The organism is Sorangium sp. So ce281 (genome assembly GCF_051527395.1).
GTDB lineage: Bacteria > Myxococcota_A > Polyangia > Polyangiales > Polyangiaceae > Sorangium > Sorangium cellulosum_B.
Genome location: NZ_CP150322.1, coordinates 3937513 through 3957995, shown reverse-complemented (window position 1 = coordinate 3957995; position 20483 = coordinate 3937513). Strand labels below are relative to the sequence as shown.

The 20483-nt window shown below is 72.5% G+C and carries 14 protein-coding genes and 1 pseudogene; 7 read left to right on the top strand and 8 right to left on the bottom strand.

What is annotated here, in order from left to right; all coding sequences use genetic code 11:
* Both WMF27_RS15060 and WMF27_RS15055 read right to left on the bottom strand, forming a co-directional pair.
* Positions 1–1518 carry an MATE family efflux transporter gene (locus WMF27_RS15060; protein ID WP_437768186.1) on the bottom strand — a complete coding sequence of 506 codons (1518 nt, stop codon included), beginning with the start codon at positions 1516–1518 and terminating at the stop codon, positions 1–3.
* Positions 1519–1583: 65 nt separating this feature from the next.
* Positions 1584–4421 (bottom strand): protein kinase domain-containing protein, encoded by a 2838-nt coding sequence (locus WMF27_RS15055; RefSeq protein WP_437768187.1) that lies wholly within the window; start codon positions 4419–4421, stop codon positions 1584–1586.
* Between the two features lie 290 nt (positions 4422–4711).
* Here WMF27_RS15055 and WMF27_RS15050 point away from each other — a divergent pair, with 290 nt between their 5' ends.
* Positions 4712–5206, top strand: a complete 495-nt coding sequence (locus tag WMF27_RS15050; RefSeq protein WP_437768188.1) for a hypothetical protein — start codon at positions 4712–4714, stop codon at positions 5204–5206.
* Between the two features lie 411 nt (positions 5207–5617).
* Positions 5618–7645 (top strand): DsbA family protein, encoded by a 2028-nt coding sequence (locus WMF27_RS15045; RefSeq protein ID WP_437768189.1) that lies wholly within the window; start codon positions 5618–5620, stop codon positions 7643–7645.
* 221 nt (positions 7646–7866) lie between these two features.
* On the opposite strand, the gene WMF27_RS15040 is transcribed toward WMF27_RS15045, so the two are convergent.
* Together WMF27_RS15040 and WMF27_RS15035 are read right to left on the bottom strand one after the other, a co-directional pair.
* On the bottom strand, positions 7867–11916 hold the full coding sequence (locus WMF27_RS15040; RefSeq protein ID WP_437768190.1) for a HEAT repeat domain-containing protein: 4050 nt from the start codon (positions 11914–11916) through the stop codon (positions 7867–7869).
* A gap of 126 nt (positions 11917–12042) precedes the next feature.
* Positions 12043–12864 (bottom strand): sensor histidine kinase, encoded by an 822-nt coding sequence (locus WMF27_RS15035; protein WP_437768191.1) that lies wholly within the window; start codon positions 12862–12864, stop codon positions 12043–12045.
* A gap of 374 nt (positions 12865–13238) precedes the next feature.
* Between WMF27_RS15035 and WMF27_RS15030 the strand changes: the two genes are divergently transcribed.
* From WMF27_RS15030 to WMF27_RS15020, 3 genes are all read left to right on the top strand, one after another.
* A complete protein-coding gene (locus WMF27_RS15030; protein ID WP_437768192.1) occupies positions 13239–13703 on the top strand; it encodes a response regulator in 465 nt (154 codons plus the stop codon).
* Positions 13704–13931: 228 nt separating this feature from the next.
* On the top strand, positions 13932–14360 hold the full coding sequence (locus WMF27_RS15025) for a response regulator (protein WP_437768193.1): 429 nt from the start codon (positions 13932–13934) through the stop codon (positions 14358–14360).
* A 208-nt stretch (positions 14361–14568) separates the two neighbouring features.
* Positions 14569–15561, top strand: coding sequence for a sensor histidine kinase (locus WMF27_RS15020; protein ID WP_437768194.1), 993 nt, complete (start codon positions 14569–14571; stop codon positions 15559–15561).
* A gap of 94 nt (positions 15562–15655) precedes the next feature.
* Here the strand turns inward: WMF27_RS15020 and dapE are convergent, their stop codons facing one another.
* The 4 genes from dapE to ndk are packed head-to-tail and all read right to left on the bottom strand — an operon-like array spanning position 15656 to position 19076.
* Positions 15656–16759 carry a succinyl-diaminopimelate desuccinylase gene (gene dapE, locus WMF27_RS15015; RefSeq protein ID WP_437768195.1) on the bottom strand — a complete coding sequence of 368 codons (1104 nt, stop codon included), beginning with the start codon at positions 16757–16759 and terminating at the stop codon, positions 15656–15658.
* On the bottom strand, positions 16756–17631 hold the full coding sequence (locus tag WMF27_RS15010; protein WP_437768196.1) for a 2,3,4,5-tetrahydropyridine-2,6-dicarboxylate N-succinyltransferase: 876 nt from the start codon (positions 17629–17631) through the stop codon (positions 16756–16758). Before WMF27_RS15010 ends, dapE begins: the two co-directional genes overlap by 4 nt.
* Before the next feature lie 42 nt (positions 17632–17673).
* Positions 17674–18642: a hypothetical protein gene (locus WMF27_RS15005; protein ID WP_437768197.1), complete on the bottom strand. Its 969-nt coding sequence runs from the start codon at positions 18640–18642 to the stop codon at positions 17674–17676.
* The gene (gene ndk, locus WMF27_RS15000; protein WP_012235580.1) at positions 18642–19076 is read right to left on the bottom strand and encodes a nucleoside-diphosphate kinase; all 435 of its coding nucleotides are present in this window, start codon (positions 19074–19076) and stop codon (positions 18642–18644) included. The genes WMF27_RS15005 and ndk overlap by 1 nt, the downstream gene beginning before the upstream one ends.
* A gap of 325 nt (positions 19077–19401) precedes the next feature.
* Between ndk and WMF27_RS14995 the strand changes: the two genes are divergently transcribed.
* Positions 19402–20097, top strand: coding sequence for a response regulator (locus tag WMF27_RS14995; protein WP_437768198.1), 696 nt, complete (start codon positions 19402–19404; stop codon positions 20095–20097).
* A gap of 184 nt (positions 20098–20281) precedes the next feature.
* Positions 20282–20407 (top strand): annotated as a pseudogene (locus WMF27_RS14990) (ATP-binding protein); the annotation flags it as partial.
* Between the last annotated feature and the right edge of the window lie 76 nt (positions 20408–20483).

Genomic DNA, 20483 nt, shown 5'->3' with positions numbered 1-20483 from the left:
TCAGCGCCCCTGCGCGCTCGCCCCGCCGCCGCCGCCCTCGCCGAGCGCGGCCCCGTCGAGGGGCTTCTGGGCGTCGAGCCGGATCTTCTTCCAGTCCCCCGAGCGGAACTTCCACACCATGGTCGCGGCGAGGAGGACCACGTACACGACGCCGGCGCCCCAGATGCCCATCAGGCCGAAGCCGAGCGTGATGCCGAGCAGCCACGCCAGCGGGACGAGGCAGGTGAAGTGCAGGATGAGCTCCACGACCATGACGAACAGCGTGTTGCCCGCGCCGAAGAGCGCCTGCGTGAGGATCATGCCGACCGCGACGAGCGGCGTGCAGATGCCCATGATCTGGAGCGGCCGGAGCGCCGCGGCCTGGACGAGCTCGCTGCTGCTGGCGAACGCGAGGATCTGCGGCGCGAAGATCGCCTCGAGCAGGCCGACGACGCCGAAGATCGCGAGCCCCAGCCGGACGCTGGCCCAGCCGAAGCGCGCGGCCTTGTCGCCGTCCTTCTCGCCGAGCGACTGCGCGACCAGCGTCGCCGTCGACGTGCCGAAGGCGAGGCAGGCGGTGAACGTGAGCTTCAGGATCCCGACGATCACCGTGGTCGCGGCACCGTACACCGGCTCCGCGCGGCCGCCGGGGCAGAGCGGCGAGACGACGCCCGCCGGCGTGACCTGGTCGAGCTTGCTGGCGATCGCGTAGAAGAGCGCGAAGCCCGTCATGATCGCGACGGTCGCGACGGCGCTCGGGATCGACAGCCTGAGGATGGACCAGACGAGCGGGGCCGAGAGCTTGCTCGTGGCGAACGGGCGGTAGCGGCGCCGGTACTCCGGCAGGAGCGCGTACGCGAGCATGATCGCGAGGCCGACGTAGGTCGAGATGAAGCCGGCCATGCCGGCGCCGGCGATGCCGTACTTCGGGATGCCGAGCGAGGCGTTGCCGAAGATGAGCAGGAGGCAGAGCACGATGTTCAGCCCGTTCATCGCGAGGGCCGAGACCAGGTGGATGTGCGTCTTGCCGATCCCGTCGAAGAACGCCTTCAGCGCGAACGTCGCCGCCATCGACGTCACGCCGAGCAGGCGCCAGCCGAGGTAATCGAGCGCCGCCTGCCGCGCGTCGGGCACCTTGATGATGACGGACAGGATGTACGGCATCGTCAGGTACCCGATCGCGGAGAACACGACGCCGGCGACGATCGCGAAGAACAGGGCGTTCGCGAGGACCGCGCCAGCGTCCCCGGGGCGATTCTCGGCGAAGCGGCGCGCCGTGAACGCCTGCGTGCCGACCGAGATCGCGCTGAGCGAGCCCCCGAACAGCCACAGGACGATCAGCGACGGCAAGAGCGCCGCGTGCGCGTTCGAGGACTCGGGGCACGGCAGGTGCGCGAAGAAGACGATGTCGACCTCGTTGACGATGCTCTGGGTGAGCATCGCCGCCACGGTCGGCAGCGCGAGCCGCAGGATGGCGCGATGGGGTGGGCCCGAAGTTACGGCGTTCGAGCCCGGCGCGGACGGGGCGATCTGAGCCATCGCAGGCTGCGCGGTATACAACGCCGCGGCCCATGCGCGAGCGAAATGCGCCGCGCGACGCGCGGCTACTCCGCTTTCGCGACCCGGGACCGGCGCTTGTGACGGCGCCGCTTCGCTTCGCTGCGATCCTCGTGCGCTCCTTTCGAGGCCGTGTCAGCCTCGCCACGCGCGGGTGTCGGCGCGGCCGACGCGCGCGCCGCAGACGAGGACGATCGCTCGCGCGCCTTGGGCTCGCGCTTCGCGACCTCGCGGGAGGCGCGATCCGCCGCGCCGCGCGCCGCAGGTTTGTCGGCCTTCGGCGCCGGCGCGCGCGCGGTCCTCGCCGAGGCGCGCCGGGCGACCTCGTCCCTCGCGGGCGGCTTCGCCGCGTCGCTCTTCGCGACGGCGGCCTGCGCAGGCGACACGACCGCCGCAGGCTGCGCGGCTCCCTCTCGGGGCGCGGCGGCATCGGGGCCGTCGGCGGGCACAGCCGCGAGGGCCGAAGGCGTGGCGCTCCCCTCTGCCGCGCCAGGCCCTGCCGCGCTGGCCGCTGCGAGGGCTGCCGCGACCGACGCCGGCGCGTAGGAAGCTGCCGCGAGCGCCGGCGCCTCCGCGGCTGCCGCCGGCGCCTCCGCGGCTGCCGCCGACGCCTCCGCGGCTGCCGCCGACGCCTCCGCGGCGATCGCCGGCGCGGCGGGCTGCGCCGCGTCGCCCGACGTCGCGGCCGCCTCGCCCGCAGCGCCGACGAGCGCAGCGACCGCGGGGACACGGGCCACCAGCTCGCGCCCCTTGCCGACGACCAGCACGCCCGCGAGCGTCATCGCGGCGGCGACCGCGGCGAACCCCAGCGCGCGGCGGCGGGTGCGCGCGCGAGCAGGTCGCCCCAGCGCCTCCAGGATGGCCTTTCGCATCTCGGCGGCGCTCTGGAAGCGGACGCTCGGGTGACGGGCCAGCGCGCGCATCACCAGATCGTCGACGAAGGTCGGGATCTGCCGCGTCGGCGCGCGCTCGCGGAGGCGCTCGGGGCTGCCCTTGATCTTCGCGTCGATCAGCGCGACGAGGCTCTGCTCGACGAACGGCAGGCGCCCCGTGAGCATCTCGTAGAGGACGCAGCCGAGCGCGTAGAGATCGGCGCGCCCGTCGATGCGCCCCGACGCGGCCTGCTCGGGGGCCATGTACTCGGGCGTCCCGACGATCGCGACCGCGGCCCGGGCCGGCCCTTCGCCGGCGCCCGTCTCGTCCGCGACGCCATAGGCCTCGCCGCGATCCTCGGAGAGGCGCTTCGCGAGCCCGAAATCGAGCAGCTTCAGGCCGGCGTCCGCGAGCGAGAGCGCCCCCTCGGCGCCGCGCGGGCGCGTCATGAAGAGGTTCTCGGGCTTGATGTCCCGGTGAACGAGCCCCTCGGCGTGCGCGAGCTCGAGCGCGCTCAGCACCTTGACGGCCATCGCGAGCGCGTCCCTCCAGTCGATCGCGTCGCCGCGGACGAGCAGGGCGTCGAGCGTCTCGCCCTCCAGGAGGTCCATGGCGCAGAACAGCCGACCGTCCGCGGCCATGCCGAAATCGTGGACCTTCACGAGGTGCTCGTGGGAGAGGCGCGAGAGGACGCGGGCCTCACGGCGGAAGCGGCTCGCGATCACGTCGGTCGCCGAGTGCTCCGCGGAGACGACCTTGAGCGCCACGCGGCGCCCCAGATCGACGTGCTCCGCCTCGTGGACGGTGCTGCTCGCGCCCGTCCCGATCTCGCGCAGCAGCCGGTAGCGCGTCCCGGGCAGCGCGCCGTCGTCCACGCGCTCGGCGGAGGCCATGGCCTCGGCGCGCGGGCTCACCGGCGTCACGGCCGTGGCGCGACGGGCCTTGGCGGCGGCGACGAGGGCCGCGAACTCGCCGCGCGAGCGCCCCGGCTCGCCAGGGAACAGGCGCTGCATCAGGTGCGCGGCCCGCGCGCGCACGCCGCGCTCGCCGCCGGGCAGGGCCACCGCCGCCCCGAGGAGCGCGGCGAGGTCGCGCGCGGCGGCGCGGCTCGACGGGTACCGGGCCTCGCGGTCGAAGGCCGTGAGCCGCCCGATGGCGGCGTCGAGCGCCGACGGGGCCCCGAGCGACAGCGCGATCGGCGGCGGGTCGTTCTGGTTGCGCGCGACCGCGGCCATGTGCGTCTGCGCGTCGCCCTGGAGGAACCGGCGCCCCGCGCACAGCTCCCAGAGCATGATCCCGAGCGCGTAGAGATCGACCCGCGCGTCGCCCGGGTCGCCGTTGGCGACCTCCGGCGCGACGTAGCCCGGCTTCGCGAAGACGACGCCCGCGACCGTGTGGCAGCGCCGGTTCTGCCCGCGCGCGGTGCCGAAATCGATGATCTTCACGTCGCCGGCGAAGCCGAGCATCACGTTCTGCGGCGACAGATCGCGGTGGACGATGGCGAGCGCGGCGCCCGACGGGTCCCTGCGCTCGTGCACGTGGGCGAGCGCCTCGGCGATCATCGTCGCGATCGCGACCGCCTCCGCCCAGTCGAAGCGGTGCCCGAGCTGCACCGCGCGGGCCCGGACCTCGCCGAGGCTCCGGCCCTCGACGTGCTCGACCACCGCGTAAGGCTCCCCCGTCGCGGGGTCGACGTCCGCCTCGATGACCTGCGCGACGCCGGAGTGCTGGAGCTGCGCCTGCACCCGCGCTTCGTCCAGGAAGCGGGCGATGTAGCTCGGGTCGGACGCGTGCTCGCGGCGGATGATCTTCACGACGACGGGGCGCTCGGCGCCTTCCAGCCCGGTCGTGGAGGCGAGGAACACCTCCCCCATGCCTCCCCGAGCGATGCGCCGCAGGAGCACGTAACGGCCGAGCGGCCGGGGAACATCGTCCGCAGCGAAGCCGCTCCTGGTGGGCTCGTGCGAGGGCGGAGGAACCGGGCGAGGCACGGTCGCGGAGGAGTTCGCCATGGAGCGAACCTACCGGATGTAGGACAAGGTGGGCCAAGTTCGCGCGAACCGCTGCGCGACGCGGAAACCTGCCGTGCTCCTGCTGACGCGGGCCGCTCGAACCACCGTTTCGACACAGGGGATCTCCAACTTATCCACAGGGGTATCCACACCCCGTCGACAAGTGGCGTCCTCCGGGCGGTACCCTGGAGAAGCATCGGGATCCGTCCAGGAAGACCCCGAAGTGTCGCATTCCTGCGGGGATCCCGGCCATTGCTCTCCCTGCATGCCTCGGCTAATCCTTGCGAGGGATGTCGCGACACGCTGTCCAGCGCCTGATGACCGTGCTGACGTTCGCGTTGGCGCTGGTCCTGCCGCTGACAGCGCGCGCTGCGATCGTCCCGGTGTGCGAGGACGACCGGATGACGATCGTCGCCCCGCCGGACGAGCCGTCGTGCACCGTCCTGACCAGCGTCGACGATGCGACGGGCGAGACGAGGGACGCGCCGATCTGCGATCCCCGCGGAGCTTCCTCGGTCGCTCCGCCCCGCACCCTCCCGATCACCGACGCGCGGATCGACGCGGCGCCAGGCTGCGCCAGGAGCGATGGCGGGCCGATGGTCGGGCCGAACTCGCGGCACCCCGGCCCTGTGAGCGAGCTCTCCAGCGCCCCGCAGCAGGCGTTGCTCCTTCCTGACCTCGTCCTCCCTGCCCCGTGCGCGCCGCTCTCGCGCTTCTCGTTCGCGGCGGTCTCCGGAGGACCGCGTCCAGGCATCGCGCAGGGCGTTTACCACCCGCCTCGATGAGGCGAGCTCGCCGGCAGCCCGCACGCGATCGCGCCGCGTGGTCTCTCGCAGACCCCAGCTCTTGGCGCGAGGGCGGCGCTGCCGCGAGCTCCGGAGCGCTTGCCGGTCTGACCCGAGCCTCCTAGGCGCTGGTCCGGTCCCACGTCGCGCAGGCTCGCCCTCCCGAGGGCGACGTGCCAGCCGCGCTCGAGGCCGGTCGCAGGCGCCGGCGTGAGGGTCGAGAGTGGCCCTGGCGCTCCGCCGGGGGCTGCGCCGCGCGCACGCGGCGGCGGCTCCCTCGGCCCGGGGTGGCTCGCCGCCCCGGGAGGTCACGATTGGCGATCTTGTCGCGGGCGCTGCACCCGGTGCCGCGCCCGCGTTGAAGGAGGGGCCCGCCTGGCGGAGCCCCACCACGTTGAGAGAGGAAATATCATGAACAAGGGAACAGCCATCGTCGGCTTTCTTCTCTGCTTCATCGCAGGGATGGGGCTGATGTGGAGCATCGATCGGAGCGCCGGCTCGCGCGGGCATGAGATCTCGGCGGCCTTCGAGGACGGTCAGCCGTGGACCGACGAGGACGCGGCGGTCCCGGTGTCGTCGAAGGACCCCATGTGGGGCACGCGGGCGGCGCCGGTGACGATGGTCGTCTTCAGCGACTTCGAGTGTCCGTTCTGCAGCAAGGTCGAGACGACGATCAACCAGCTCAAGGACAAGTACGGTCCTGAGAAGCTGCGCATCCTCTGGAAGAACAACCCGCTCCCCTTCCACAAGAACGCGCGCCCGGCGGCGCTCGCGGCCGAGACCGTGTTCCGCCTCGGCGGCTCGAAGGCGTTCTGGAAGTTCCACGAGCTCGCCTTCCAGAATCAGAGGAGCCTCACGTCCGAGAACTTCGAGAAGTGGGCCGGCGACGCCGGCGTCGACAGGGCGAAGTTCAAGGCGGCGTTCGATCGGCAGGAGTACATGGCCAAGATCGACGCCGACATGGCGGTCGGCAAGAGTTCGGGCGTCACCGGCACGCCCGCCTCGATCATCAACGGCGTGTTCCTGAGCGGCGCTCAGCCGATCGACAAGTTCACGTCCGTCATCGACGAGCAGCTCAAGGCCGCGCAGGCGGCGGTCGCCGCCGGGACCAAGCCCGAGAAGGTGTACGCGAAGCTCGCCGGGGAGAACAAGGCGAAGGCGCCGCCCCAGAAGGACCGCGAGCGCCCGCAGGAGGACGACAAGACCGTCTGGAAGGTGCCCGTCGGCGACGCGCCGGCGAAGGGCCCGGCCACCGCGCTGGTCACCATCGTCGAGTGGTCCGACTTCCAGTGCCCGTTCTGCAGCAAGGTCGTCCCGACCCTCGACGAGATCATCAAGACCTACGGGGACAAGGTCCGGCTCGTCTGGAAGAACAACCCGCTCCCGTTCCACCAGCGCGCCGAGCCCGCGGCTGAGCTCGCCATGGAGGCCCGCGCGCAGAAGGGCGAGAAGGGCTTCTGGGACGCGTACTACCTGCTCTGGAAGAACCAGCAGAAGCTCAGCGACGACGACCTGCTCGGCTACGCCAAGGAGCTCGGGCTCGACGTCGAGAAGGTGAAGGCCGCGATCGCCACCAAGAAGTTCGGCGCGTCCATCGCCGCCGATCAGGAGCTCGCGGACGACCTGCAGGCGTCCGGGACCCCGCACTTCTTCATCAACGGCCGCCGGCTCGTCGGCGCGCAGCCGATCGACAAGTTCAAGACGATCATCGACGAGGAGATCAAGAAGTCGGAGGCGCTGCTCGCCAAGGGCGTCGCCGCCAAGGACCTCTACGCCGAGATCATCAAGAACGGCAAGGAGCCGCCCCCGCCCGAGCGCAAGGAGGTCTCCGCGCCGGCGCCGAACAGCCCGTGGAAGGGCGGCGAGAGGGCCAAGGTCGTGATGCAGGTCTTCTCGGACTTCGAGTGCCCGTTCTGCAAGCGCGTCGAGGACACGGTCTCCCAGATCTCGAAGACCTACGGCGACAAGCTGAAGATCGTGTGGCGCCACCGGCCGCTGCCGATGCACAAGAACGCGCCGCTCGCGTCCGAGGCCGCGCAGGAGGCCTACACGCAGAAGGGCAACGCCGGGTTCTGGGCGTACCACGAGGTGCTCTTCAAGAATCAGGGGCAGCCGGACGCCTTCTCGCGCGCCTCGCTCGAGAAGTACGCCGAGGAGCAGGGCCTCGACATGACGAAGTTCAAGAAGGCGCTCGACGCGAACACCCACAAGGCGTTCGTGGACTCCGAGAACTCCGTGGCGGACAAGGCGGGCATCAGCGGGACGCCGGCGTTCGTCGTGAACGGCTACTTCATCAGCGGCGCGCAGCCGTTCTCGAAGTTCAAGAAGCTCATCGACAAGGCCATGAAGGAGGCCGGCGAGACCGCGCCCGCCGGGCTGCCCGTCAAGAGGCTGGCGCCCGCCACGCAGCCGGCCGCGGCCCCCGCCGCGCCGAAGTGAACCGCCGCTGCGCGGTTCGCTCTCTCCCCTTCCCCTGACCCTCCCTGAAGCCCACCCGACGGGCGGCTCCCGCTGAGCGGCTGAGCCGCCCGCCTCCCCGCGCGCGCGGGCTCAGCCTCCTTCTGCGCGCGTCGCCCGTGGGGCGCCGGCGCGCCGCTCCCGCGGGAGGCGGCGCCGCGGGCCGCCCGCCAGCCGCCGCCGCCCGCTCCATGGTTGCGGCGTCAGCCGGTGGTGCGGAACCGCGAGCGTCCCTCGGAGATCCACCACGCGCGGTAGCGCTCCTGGGCGGCCTCCCGCTCCTGCCGCGGCAGGTCCTCGTAGTAGCCGAAGTACTCCTTGGTGACGCCCTTCAGCTCGTCGATCGCCGCGCGGCGGATGGCAGGCTTCTCGTGCGTGAGCGCGTCGATGATCCACTCGATGCGATGGCGCTCGCCGTTCCTCGACCACCACGACAGCCACCTGCGCGCGTCCCGGCCGAGATCGTCCCGCGTGACGACGACCAGCGCCCGCGCCGCCGCCTCGACGATCGCCTCGTGAGGATCGGTGAGCGCGCTGATGAGCGCCGGCACGCTGGCCCCCGAGCGGATCTCGGTCATCGTCTCGATGGCCGCGAGCCGCCGCGCGGACGCCTCCTCGCGGTCGCGCGCGATGTGGTCGAGCCCCTGCAGGATCGGGCCGCCCGCAGGCGGCGCCGCGATCAGCGAGGCGGCCGACTGGATCGCGATCCGCCGCACGGCGATGCTGTCGTCGAAGAGCCGTGGGAGCAGCGCGTTGGCGGCCTCCGGGTACCGCAGCTCGCCGAGCACGTGCGTGGCCCAGAGGCGCACCTCGGGGTCGGGCGAGGAGCTCCGCACGGTCATGAAGGGCAGCGCCGGGCGCCGGATCGCGACGATGAGCTCGAGCAGCGGCCCGCACTGGGAGGCGGGGGGCGCGGTGGCGACGATCGCGGCGCCCTCCGGGCCGGCGAGCTGCTCACGGAAGCGCTGACGATCGATCCGGAGCGGACCGGGAAACCGCGCGGCGACGACCGAGATCGCCGTGTCGCCGTTGCGCACGAGCTCGGCGAACGCCCTCGCGCCGGCCTCGCCGCCCGCGAGCACGTGTTGAAGGAGCGAGGTGTATTCCGCGCGCAAGTCGCCGGCCGGCGACGGCGAGACCGCGGCGCGCCGCTCGGACGGGGGCCTCGCGTACGCCGTGGCGGTATCGACGGCGACAGGCGTACGGCGGCGCCACGAGGGCCGCCCCGCGGCCGGCGACGGGCCGAGCTCCCGGTGCTCTTCTGCGCCCGGCGTGATCGAGCTGTCGAGCATCCACGGAGGCCGTGAGTACCGCTTCGTCCGCGCCTCTTCCGGCTCGCCGAGATCGAGGTCCTCCGACGCCGAAGGGACCGGCGCCGCGGGGATCTCGAGGTCGGGGATCTCGTCGATGATCGCCGGCGACGACGACGCCGCGGCGCGCGGCGCGGGAAGCGGCGTGACCGCCGGCATCATCGGCGCCGTGACCGCCGGCATCATCGGCGCCGTGACGGCCGTGCCGGACACGACGGCCGCGTCCACATCGAGGCCCGACCGGAACTGCGGCTCGGAGCCCATGCGCTGCGCGTGCGGCGTCGGGGCCGGCGGGATCGTCGAGCTGAAGGCCATCGCGTGCCCGACACCGTCGTCCGGCCGCACGGGCTCGGTCTCCACGCCGGTGCCGCGAAGGCCGAAGGCCCGCGCGACGGCGTCGATCCCGGAAGCGCCGTCCTCCGTGGTCCAGCCGCCCTGCGGCCGCACGGCTTGCGGCGCGACGTCGGAGGGGTCGGCGGGCGGGGGCTCCCCCGCGTCGCGGTCTGCGTCCGCCGCAGGCAGCTGCGCGCCCGCGGCGGCGACGTGCGAGCCGTGCGCGTCCGCGCGGACCATGCTGCTCAGCTCCATGAGCGCGGCGCGGGTGCGCAGGGAGAGCGGTCCCTCCGTTGCCTGCTCGTCCATCGGCGCAGCGTCGCCCTCCGGAGGCGCGGCGGCGTCCTCCAGAGGTGCGGGCGCAGGAGGCTGCGGCGCGGGCGCGGGATGCTTCGGCGCGGCGGCCTCGTGGGGCGCCGGGCCGTCGCTTTGCTGGGCTCCGCCGCTGCGGTTCTGCTTCTTCCGCAGGATGAGCCGCTCCAGCACGGTCGCCGCGATGCCGGCGAGCGCGATGAGGTCTCCGATGCTCGAGAGCTCGACCGAGGTGGCGCCGTCGTCGCCGTAGACGAGCGCGACGACGCGGCCGCGCACGACGATCGGGACGACCGCCACGGCGGCCGCGTGGACCTTCCTGCCGAGCTCGCGCTGGAGCTCGGCGTCAGGCGCGCTGCCCGCGACGGCGGTGACGACCGGCGCGCGGAGCGCGCGCGCCCTGGCGAGGGCGCTCGGACGTTCGAAGGGCACGGTGATCTTCGTGACGCGCTCGCGCTCGGCGCCTGGACCTGAAGCGTTGCGGCCTTCAGCGCGCTCTCCGTGCACCGTGAACAGGACCGTGTACTCGAAGTACTGTTGAGCGAAGTCGAAGAGGACCCCGAGCACCTCTTCGCTCGATCCGACGGCGGCGAGCGCCTGCTCGGCCATGGCCAGCGTGAAGGGGCCCTTCCGCCTCTGCGCAGCGGGCGCAGACCGTCCCGCCTCGCGCATGGAGGCCTTCGCCGCCGGTGCGCTCGAGGAGAGCTCGCGTCGCTCCGCCGGAGCTGCCGCAGGTGCCGACACCGCGGGTGCCGGCGCCGCAGGTGCCGGCGCCGCAGGCGCTGACGGCACGGGTACCGGCGCCTCAGGTGTCGATACAGCGAGTACCGATGCCGCCGTTGCCGACGCCGTGGATGCGGATCCGTGGGGCTGCTGCTGGAGCGCCGCAGCGGCTCGCGGCAGCGGCTCTTGCTGAGGCCGGTGTGCAGCAGAGGCCCGCTTCAGCCAGCCCGTCAGGAGCTGAGTGCCTGGCGCTGGCGAACGCACGCCCGACAGCGCCGACGCCGGCGAGGCCGCTGCTTTCGGGGCCGGCTCCGGGATTTCGACGGGCGGCCCCGGGGCTTCCACGGGCGGCGACGTGCGCACGGCCTCCGATGGCCCCAGCGGCGAAAGGTGCGGCGCGAGCTGCTCGGAGCGCGGCGTCGGCACTGCCGGCTCGATCGCCGGCTCTTCCCGCAACGCGGCCGCCTGGCCGGTATGCGCAGCCGCCTCGCCAGCAGCTGGCGTGGCGCGCGGTGAAGCGACCGCCTCGACCCGAGGCATGTGCGCCTCGGGATAGCGGAGCAAGGAGAGATCGAGCGGATACGCAGCGACGACCGTCGGCTCGTCATCCATCTCGTGGAGCGGCGGCTTCCTCGGCGTGGGCACCGCCTCGTTGAGCGCGACGTCCGCGACGACCGTGTCCTCGTCGTAGATCGAGGTCAGCGATTCGACCGTCGGCGCATCCTCGATGCTGGGTCGCTTTTGCTGGGTCTCAGCGGCATCCTCAAGCTCATCGACGCTGGCCGGCGAAGCCGCCTCGACTCCTGGAGGTGACGTGGGGCGGACGCCTGCCGGTGAATCCGCATCCGCGCCAGGGGGCGAGGCGGCAGCGAGCTCGGCCGATGGATCCGCGACGACCTCGTCAGGCGAACTCGTGTCGATCTGCGCGGACGCGCTGGCGTCGACCGCCGCGTGTGGAGCCGCGTCGGCGCCCGCAGGTGAGGCGGGCGCCGGCGCCGGCGGGACCGCAGCCGCGACCGGAGGGCCAGGCTCGTTCGCCGGGTTCGACTCGCTCGGGCTCGGCTCGGCGCGCGCGTCGAGTTGCTTCACCAGCCGCGACAACCGCCGCTCCAGGACCACGCCGTAGTACTCGGCGAGCGCCTGGCGGATGCGCACCAGCGGCGCGGCGAGCTGCCGCAGGCTGACCCCCAGCGCGAAAGTCAGCTCCTCCGCCACGGGCAACGCGAGGGGCTCTGCCGTGGCGATGACGAGCGTCGCCTCGCGCTGCGGGGCTCCCGTCGCTGCCACGTCGAGGCCCGCGCGTACGTCGAGGGGGAACACGCGGTGCTGGACCGCAAGATCGACGGGGATCGTCCGGAGCACCTCGGGCGACGCGGGCCGCAGCCGGCCCACGGCCGGCGGGAGCCCGAGGCTCTCCGCGAGCAGCGCCGTGAGCTCTCGCTCACGCACCGCACCCAGCTCCAGCACATTCGTGGCGAGATCGCCGCCGTGGAGCACTTGGCGGGCGATCGCCTCCTCGACCACCCGCATCGAGGTAACCCCATGCTGCACGAGGAGAGAGCTCAGCGTCGGCATCGAGGCGCATTCATCGGTGGGCAGTGGAAGTTGGAGCACGCTCGCGACGTGCGACCCCGTCCATCCTAGACGAAGTCTTCATCGGACACGATCCGCGCGTTGCGAGCCCAGGTAGGATCTCATCCGTCATCGCCCATCGCCGCTGGCGCTCGCCGCACGGCCGCGACCCGTCGTTTCGGGCGAACCGGGGGGAGAGCCCCGCCGAACGTCGCCGAGAGAGCACGTGAATCGCAGCCCCGTCGCGGAGAGCCCCGAGGCCGGCTCCGTCGAGCCGCCGTCCGCGCGCTCGGACGACGGCTCGACGATCAGCCCGCCCCCGTGCGCACCGAGGATGCCACGCGCGATCGCGAGCCCGAGGCCCAGCCGCTCTCGACGGCGCGGCGCGACAGGGTCGGCGGGGATCGCCGCCCGCTCGCCGAACGGATCGAGCAGCCGGGCGAGCGGCTCGGGCGCGACGGGGCCGGCCTCGTCGATGACGGTCACCACCGCCTCACCGCCGGAGATCGAGACACGCATCTGCACGGGGCGATCGCGCGAGCGCAGGATGGCGAAGCCGAGCACGTACTCGATCGCCACGCGGAGCAGCTCCGGATCCCCCTCCACGGGCGCGCCCTCGTCGGGCTCGGGATCGAAGGAGATGCGCACGCCACGCGCCGTGGCCGCCGCCTCGAGATGCCCCGCCGCGCGGCGGGCGAGCTCGCCAGCATCGCACGAGGCGATCGCCATGGGACGGCTCGCGTCCGCGCGGAGCCAGATGGAGTTGTCGAACTCGTCGAGCAGCCGCTTCAGCCGCTCGCCCGCGCCGCGCACGCGCTCCAGCATGTCCCGCGGCGCCGCCCCGAGATCCTTCTGGTAACGCAGGAGATAGTGGACCCCCGCCAGCATGGTCGCCAGCTCGCCCCGAAGATCGTGGCCCACACGCGCGAAGAACTCGTCATCCATCCACATAAACGCCTGCTCCGAATATGCAGCAGCGCGGACCGCGAGCATCAGACGAGCAAGCCAACTGTCGTCGGGGCTGCCCCGAAACGGCGGTCGCCGGAGGCTGGGGGTGAGCCGCGCAGAGACCCCCATCTGCGCTGGACAGTTGATGGTTGCGGATAAGCGACCTGGGCACAAGGTGTACCTGGGGTTCGGGTTCCGCCTCCACCAGCGCGGGGGGGCCTTTCCAGAAACGCCGGCGGGAGGTCGTTGCTCTTCGCTGCTCTCCTTCCATGTTCCATGTTCCATGTTCCATGAGTCCATGGTCATGCTTCCGCGCATCGCGCATTGAAGCCCGAGCACCTGGGGAGCGCTGTCAGCCGAGCCGCGAGCGGGGGAGCATGTCCGAGGCAGAGCGCAGAGAGTTCACCGAGCATCACGACGAGCAGGGAGACGAGGATACCCTGGTGCTCGAGCGGCGGCGCCGGGTCCTCATCGTCGATGATGATCCCGATTTCCTCGTCATGGCGGAGGCGGCGCTCGCTGCGCACGGCTTCCTGGTGGAGCGGGCAGCCGGCGGGTTGCGCGGCGTGTTCCTCGCGACGCAGGACGTGCCGGATGTGATCCTGTGTGACCTGAGGATGCCCGGCATCGACGGCTTCGTCGTCGCCGAGGCGCTGCGCGCCGATCCGGCGACCCAGCACGTCGCCATCTTCGCGTGCACTGGCCGGCGCGATCTCGAGGCCCGCGCCGCCCTCAACGCCTCGGCGTTCGACGGCGTGCTCGTGAAGCCGGTCGACTGGGACAGCGCCGCTCGCTTGCTCCACGAGATCGTCGGCGTCCGCCGACCCTACGGACCTACCTAGGCCCCATCAGGAGCGGCCTGAAACCCCTTCAGGGCAAATGCAGGATAACCCCTGCGCGGGAGGGGAAATGCCCGGCATTGTGCCCTCAATCAGGTATACAAACATGACGTGACCCGAGCGGATCGCCCCCCTACATGACCCTGCGTGAGAGGTCGGCCGAGCGATGCCGGAGCCCCTCACGATCGATCGGGCGGCGCGGCGCGCCGAGGAATGGAAAGGTTCACTGGGATGGAAGTGAAGTCTGATGACAACGCGGTCTCGCCGCTCGTCCTGGTCGTGGACGACTTCCAGGACAACCGGGAGATGTTCGCGGAGTACTTGTCCTTCTCCGGGTTCCGCGTGGCCGAGGCGGCGACGGGGCGCGAGGCGCTCGATCGCGCCTTCGAGCTGATCCCGGACCTCATCCTGATGGACCTCTCGCTCCCCGAGATCGACGGCTGGGAGGCGACGCGCCACCTCAAGAACGATCCTCGCACCATGAGGATCCCCATCGTCGCCCTCACGGGTCACACGCTCGCGGGGCACTCGCGCGAGGCGAAGGACGCGGGGTGCGACGCCTTCCTGACGAAGCCGTGTATGCCGGACACGCTCGTGCTCGAGATTCGCCGCCTCCTGTCGCGCGGCAGCGCGTCATCGCAGCCGGAAAGCGCGCCCTGACGCGCCGCGACCGCCCTCTCCACGGAACCGGCGAAACCTGCACAGCGCGCATGAGCTCGCGAGATCCGCGAGGCGCGTGCCCCCCGCGAGACCGCGAATCGCGCACCTGCGCTCCCGCGCTGCCAGGACTGGACTGCGGCACCACCTGACTATTCTCGGTGCGGTCTTTCTGGCTAACTGAGAGCTTGAGAGGCACGAGGGGACAAGAATGGCGGGGGTGACCAGAAAAAAAGCCGGAAAAAACGCGACGGACGGCGCGGACGCAGCGCACGGCCGCACGCTCCGCGGGCGCACCACGGCGGCGCCCCTGCGCGCTCCGAAGCGGGGCTCGACGTCCGCTGCGGCGAGCGGGCCTCGATCCGCGGGACCGGCGACCCTGCGCGCCAGGGCGCCCAGGCGATCGAAGGCGGACGCGGAGCGGCTCGCCCCACGGGGCGACGCGGCCAAGCGCGAGCGGCTCGTCGAGGAGCAGGGCCAGCCCCTCGAGCGCCGCGCGGAGGCGGCGGAGCGCATCCTGCGCGAGACCGTATCCACCATCTCTCACGACCTCAGGAACTCGCTGAGCGTGATCGTCGTGAGCGCCCGCATGCTGATGCGATCCGTCCCTCAGGAGGGCCCGGGCAGGCGGCAGATCGAGGCGATCACCCGCGCAGCGGACGAGATCAACCAGCTCGCGCAGGACCTGGTCGACGCCATGAGCATCGAGAACGGCTCGCTGAAGGTGGGCAAAGGCGCGCACGAGGTCGAGCCGATCCTCGACAAGGCGATCGAGCTCGTGGCGCCCACGGTCGCGCTGAAGCCGCTCGAGATCGCGAAGGAGCTGCCGCACGAGCTGCCGCCCATCGCGTGCGATCGGGAGCGCATCGTCCAGGTCATCGCCACCCTGCTCGGCAACGCCATGCGCTTCACGCCGAAGGGCGGACGCATCACGGTGCGCGCCGAGCCGTCGGGCACCGACGCGCGATTCTCGATCTCCGATACCGGACCTGGCATCTCCCCGGAGCAACAACCGCTGCTCTTCGCTCGCCACGCGCCCCCTCGAAGGCCCATGGGACAAGGGATGGGGCTCGCGGCGTTCGTCACCAAGGGCATCGTGGAGGCCCACGGCGGTACGATCTGGGTCGAGAGCTCGCCCGGCCAGGGCAGCACGTTCTTCTTCACCATCCCCGCCGCCGGGCTCTCGGTGCGCACAGCCACCTGAAGGGCACGAGGGTCACCGGGGCGCGCCCCGAACGCTGCGCGCGATCAGGCGGGCTCCCCGTGACACGGAGCGCGCGCAGCGGGCGCGCGCGGCGTCAGGCCGGTCCGAGCGCCGAGAGCCAGCGGCGGAGGATCGCGCGACCCTCGGACAGCTTTCGAAGCGACGACCACTCGTTGCGCTGGTGCGCCTGGGCGTTCTCGCCGGGGCCGAAGTTGACCGCGGGCACCCCGAGCTCCGCGAAGCGGGCCACGTCGGTCCACGCCTGCTTCGGCTCGACCGCGGCGACGCCCGCCTCGCGCAGCGCGACGACGAGCGGGTGCGACGCGTGCGGCGGCGCCGACGGGCTGAGGTCGCGCCAGGCGATCTCGGCGCGGCCGTCCACGAGCGCCTCGATGGTCCGCTGCGCCTCCTGGATCGACGTGCCAGGCGGGAAGCGGTGGTTCAGGTTCATCGTGAACTCGTCCGGAACGACGTTCCGCCCGCGCCCGCCCTGCGCCATCGTCGCCGTCGTCACGGCGCGGTAGACGAACCCGTCGATCTCGACCTCGCGCGGCGCGAGCGCGGCGAGCTCGCACAGGAGCGGGCCCGCCTTGTAGATGGCGTTCTCCCCTTGCCACGGCCGCGCGCTGTGCGCCGTCCGCCCGCGGAACGTCAGCCCCGCGTGGAGCGACCCGCTCGCGCCGAGGCTCAGCCGGTTGTCGCTCGGCTCGAGGCACACCGCGAGATCGAGCGCGCGGAGGCCCGGCTCGCGCTCGATGACCAGCGCGAGCTCGTTCTCCAGGTACGGGCCCTCCTCCCGCGCGTAGAACACGAGCGTCAGATCCACGCCCGCGATCGCCTCCCGCTCGCCCTCGACGAGGTCGAGCATCAGCGCGAGCCCCGACTTCATGTCGCTCGCGCCGGGGCCGTAGAGGCGATCCCCCTCGATCCGCGGCGGCCCGTCGTGCGAGGTGCGCACCACGTCGAGGTGCCCGGCCAGCGCGATCTTCGGGCCGCCCGTGCCCTGCGTCACCTGCACGACGAGCGAGTCGCCGTGGCGGCGCACCGGCGCGGCGAGCCGAGCCCGACCGAGCCGCTCCGCCACCGCGCAGCACAGCTCCTGCTCTTCGCCCGTGGGCGACGGGACGGAGCAGAGCCAGAGCAGCGTGTCCGCGAGATCGGCCGCGGCCGCCGCGTCCGCGTCGGCGCGCGCGCTCACACCGGCACCGCGAAATCTCGCAGCGCCGCGTTCAGCGACACCTTGCGGTCCGTCGCCTCGCTCCGCTTGCCGATGATCAGCGCGCAGGGGATCGAGAACTCCCCTGCGGGGAAGCGCTTCGGCCGCGTTCCCGGGATCACCACGCTGCGCGCGGGCACCCGGCCGCGGTGCTCGACGACCTCCGGCCCCGTGACGTCGAGGATCGCCGTCGACGCGGTGAGCACCACGCCGGCGCCGAGCACCGCCTCCTCCTCGACCACGACGCCCTCCACCACGATCACGCGGGAGCCCACGAAGACGCCGTCCTCGATGATCACCGGCCGCGCCCCCGGCGGCTCGAGCACCCCGCCGATGCCGACGCCCCCGGCGAGGTGCACCCCTCGCCCGATCTGCGCGCAGCTGCCGACCGTCGCCCAGGTGTCGACCATCGACCCCGAGCCGACCCACGCGCCGATGTTCACATAGCCGGGCATCACGATCGCGCCCTGCTCGAGGAACGCGCCGTAGCGCACCGTCCCCGGCGGGACGACGCGCACGCCCGCCTTGTCGAGGCCGCGCTTGAGCGGGATCTTGTCGTGGAACTCGAAGGGGCCGACATCCATCACGCTCATGCCGCGGAGCGAGAAGTAGAGCAGGATCGCCTCCTTGATCCACGCGTGCGTCACCCACCTGTGCGGGGCGCCCTCGTCGGTGGACGCCGCGCCTTCGCCGCCCGCCTGCGCGGTCTTGTCGGGCTCGGCGACGCGGAGCAGGCCTTGATCGAGGCACTCGATCGTGCGGAGGATCGCGGCCTCGTGCGCGGGCGAGCGGAGGAGCTCGCGATCGCGGAACGCCGCCTCAACGAGGGACTTCATGGATTCTTCGGTGGCCATGGCGCCGCCTTTAGCACGGCCGAGCCAGCACCGGCACCGGGGTCAGAACGTCATGGTGACGACGCGCCCGCCCGTCCCCTCGACGAGCTCGATGCGCGCGCGGCGCGCGACGACGCGGGCCACGGCGGCCGCCCGCTCGCCGCCGTCGCGCAGCACCACGTCGAGGGCGACCGCCGGCGCCCCCTCGCGCGGGCCGCGCTCGGCGATGCGCACCATCGAGCGCCCGTCCGAGAGGCGGGACACGGTGAGGTGCGGGCTCGCCACGCCCGCGGCGCTGACCATGCCGACCGCGAGCTCCATGAGCCCGCTCACGGCGCGCACGTCACCCTCCACCTCGTTGGCGCGGCCATCGGAGGAGGCGATCGAGATGCCGACCACAGGCCGCCCCTCGGCCGGGGCGGCGCTCCAGTTGCGGAGCACGTCGATGAGATCGAGCGGCGTCGGGCGCAGCTCGAGGGTCGCGATCACGAGCTCGGACAGGCGAAGCGCGCCGCTCAGCTCCCGGGCCGTCCTGCGCACCGACGCCTCGAGCCCGAGGCGCTGCCGCGCGTCGATGCCGCGCTCGGAGCCGCCGCGATCCGCGCGGCCGCGGCCAGAGCCGCGCGCCGGCGAGGCGCCCGCCGCGGCGCGGGACAGCTCGTCCGTGAGGCGCGCGACCTCGACCCCCGCGTGGCCGAGCACCGCGCAGGCAGCGTCGGCCGCCGCGGCGTCGGCCGCCGCGGCGTCAGCCGCCGCGGCGTCAGCCGCCGCGGCGTCAGCCGCCGCGGCGTCAGCCGCCGCGGCGTCAGCCGCCGCGGCGGAGTCTGTGTCGACGAAGCCGTCGCGGACCGCCGCGGACAGGCTGTCGAGGGCAACGACGAGCGCCGCGCACCCCTCGCACACCTCCGGCAGCGCGAGCGCGACCCCACGCGGCCCGACGCGGCGCGAGCCGAGCAGGTGCGCGAAGCTCTCGATGCCTGCCGCGCCGTCCCGCGCCGCGCCGAGCGCAGCGGCGAGCCGCTCGCCGAGCATCAGGCCGTCGCGCTCGGGGCGACCTCGTAACCCGCGAAGAAGTAGGCGATCTCCCGCGCGGCGGTCGCCGGCTTGTCGGACCCGTGGACCGCGTTCTCGCCCACGTTCGCCCCGTAGAGCTTGCGGATCGTCCCCGCCGCCGCCTTGGCCGGGTCCGTCGCGCCGATGACCTCGCGGTACTTCGCCACCGCGTCCTCGCGCTCGAGCGCCATCACCAGGATGGGGCTGCGCGACATGAACGTCACGAGCTCGTCGAAGAAGCCGCGCCCCCGGTGCTCCGCGTAGAAGCCCTCGGCCTCCGCGCGGGTAAGGTGGATGCGCTTCATCGCTTTGACCGTGAAGCCCTCCTGCTCGAGGCGGGCGACGATCGCGCCGGCCGTGTTCTTTTCCATCGCATCAGGCTTGATGATTGAGAGAGTTCGCTCGAGGGCCATGGGCGGCCCAGTTAGGCGAAAACGCCGAGCATTGCAAGCGCCACGCATTCCGTCCTGGGAGTCCGTCGCCCGCCTCGCTGCACGATCCGCCGCCCGGCCGCGCTTCCGTCATCGCTGTCCATCCCGCCGCGCCGCTCCAGGCTGCTCTCCCGGCCGCGCCCCAGGTTGCGGCTCGGCCGCGTCCGATCCGCCCGACGTCTGTCTCGCCTCTCCGCGCTCTCCTCGCGCTCGCGCTCCACCTCGTCCTTGTCGCAATTCCGTCTCGCGAGGGCGACGCGCGCGATCGCCATCAAGCTGTCACAATGCGCTGCTACATACGTCCGCCATGCCGAGCCATGTGCTCATCGTGGAGGACGAGCGCGACCTCCAGCGCGTTCTCACTTACAATTTCCGTCAGGCCGGGTTCGATGTGGTGTCCGCCGGGAGCGGGGAGACAGCGCTCCGCGCGGTCAAGGAGGAGCGGTTCGATCTCGTCCTGCTCGACCTGATGCTCCCGGACATGTCGGGCACGGAGATCTGCCGCCGCCTCAAGCAGAACCCGCAGACCTCGGCGGTGCCCGTCATCATGGTCACGGCCAAGGGCGAGGAGATCGACCGGATCGTCGGCTTCGAGCTCGGGGCCGACGACTACGTCGTCAAGCCGTTCAGCGTGCGCGAGCTCATCCTGCGCGCGCGGGCGATCCTCAAGCGCTCGGAGAGCCCGGCGTCGGCGCCGGAGAAGTTCGACTTCGGCGTCTTGCGGGTCGACCGCGCCGCGCACCGGGCCTGGGTGCAGGAGGCCGAGATCGCGCTGACCGCGCTCGAGTTCCGCCTGCTCATGATGCTCTACGATCGCCGCGGGCGCGTGCTGTCGCGCGATCTCCTGCTCGACGAGGTGTGGGGCTCGCACGTCGACGTCACCGCGCGCAACGTCGACACCCACGTGAAGCGCGTCCGCGAGAAGCTCGGGGCGGCGGGCGATTACATCGAGACCGTGCGCGGCGTCGGCTACCGGTTCCGCGCCGAGCCCGAGATCGCCTAGAGGGCCCGTGCGCTTGCCGAGGGGGCTGGCCGTCGGCGCGATGCTCGCGGCGGGGACGGCGCTCGCCCTCCTCGTCGCTGGCGTCCCGATCGAGCGCCTCGCCGCGCGCGACATGGAAGCGGCGCTGCTCGCGGAGCACAGCCCGCGCGCCGCCGTCGACGTCATCGATCGGCACGCGAAGCGCTGCGGCACCGGTCTCGGCCTCGCCATCGTGAAGCACCTGGTCGAGCTGATGAGCGGCTCGATCGAGGTCGAGAGCGCCGTCGGCCGCGGCACCCAGCTCACCGTCCGCCTGGCGCGCACCGGGTGAACCGCGCGAACCACGCAAAGCCAGGAAAGCGCGGTACTCGCTGTTCCACCTTGCCGTCACGGAGCTGTCACAAACC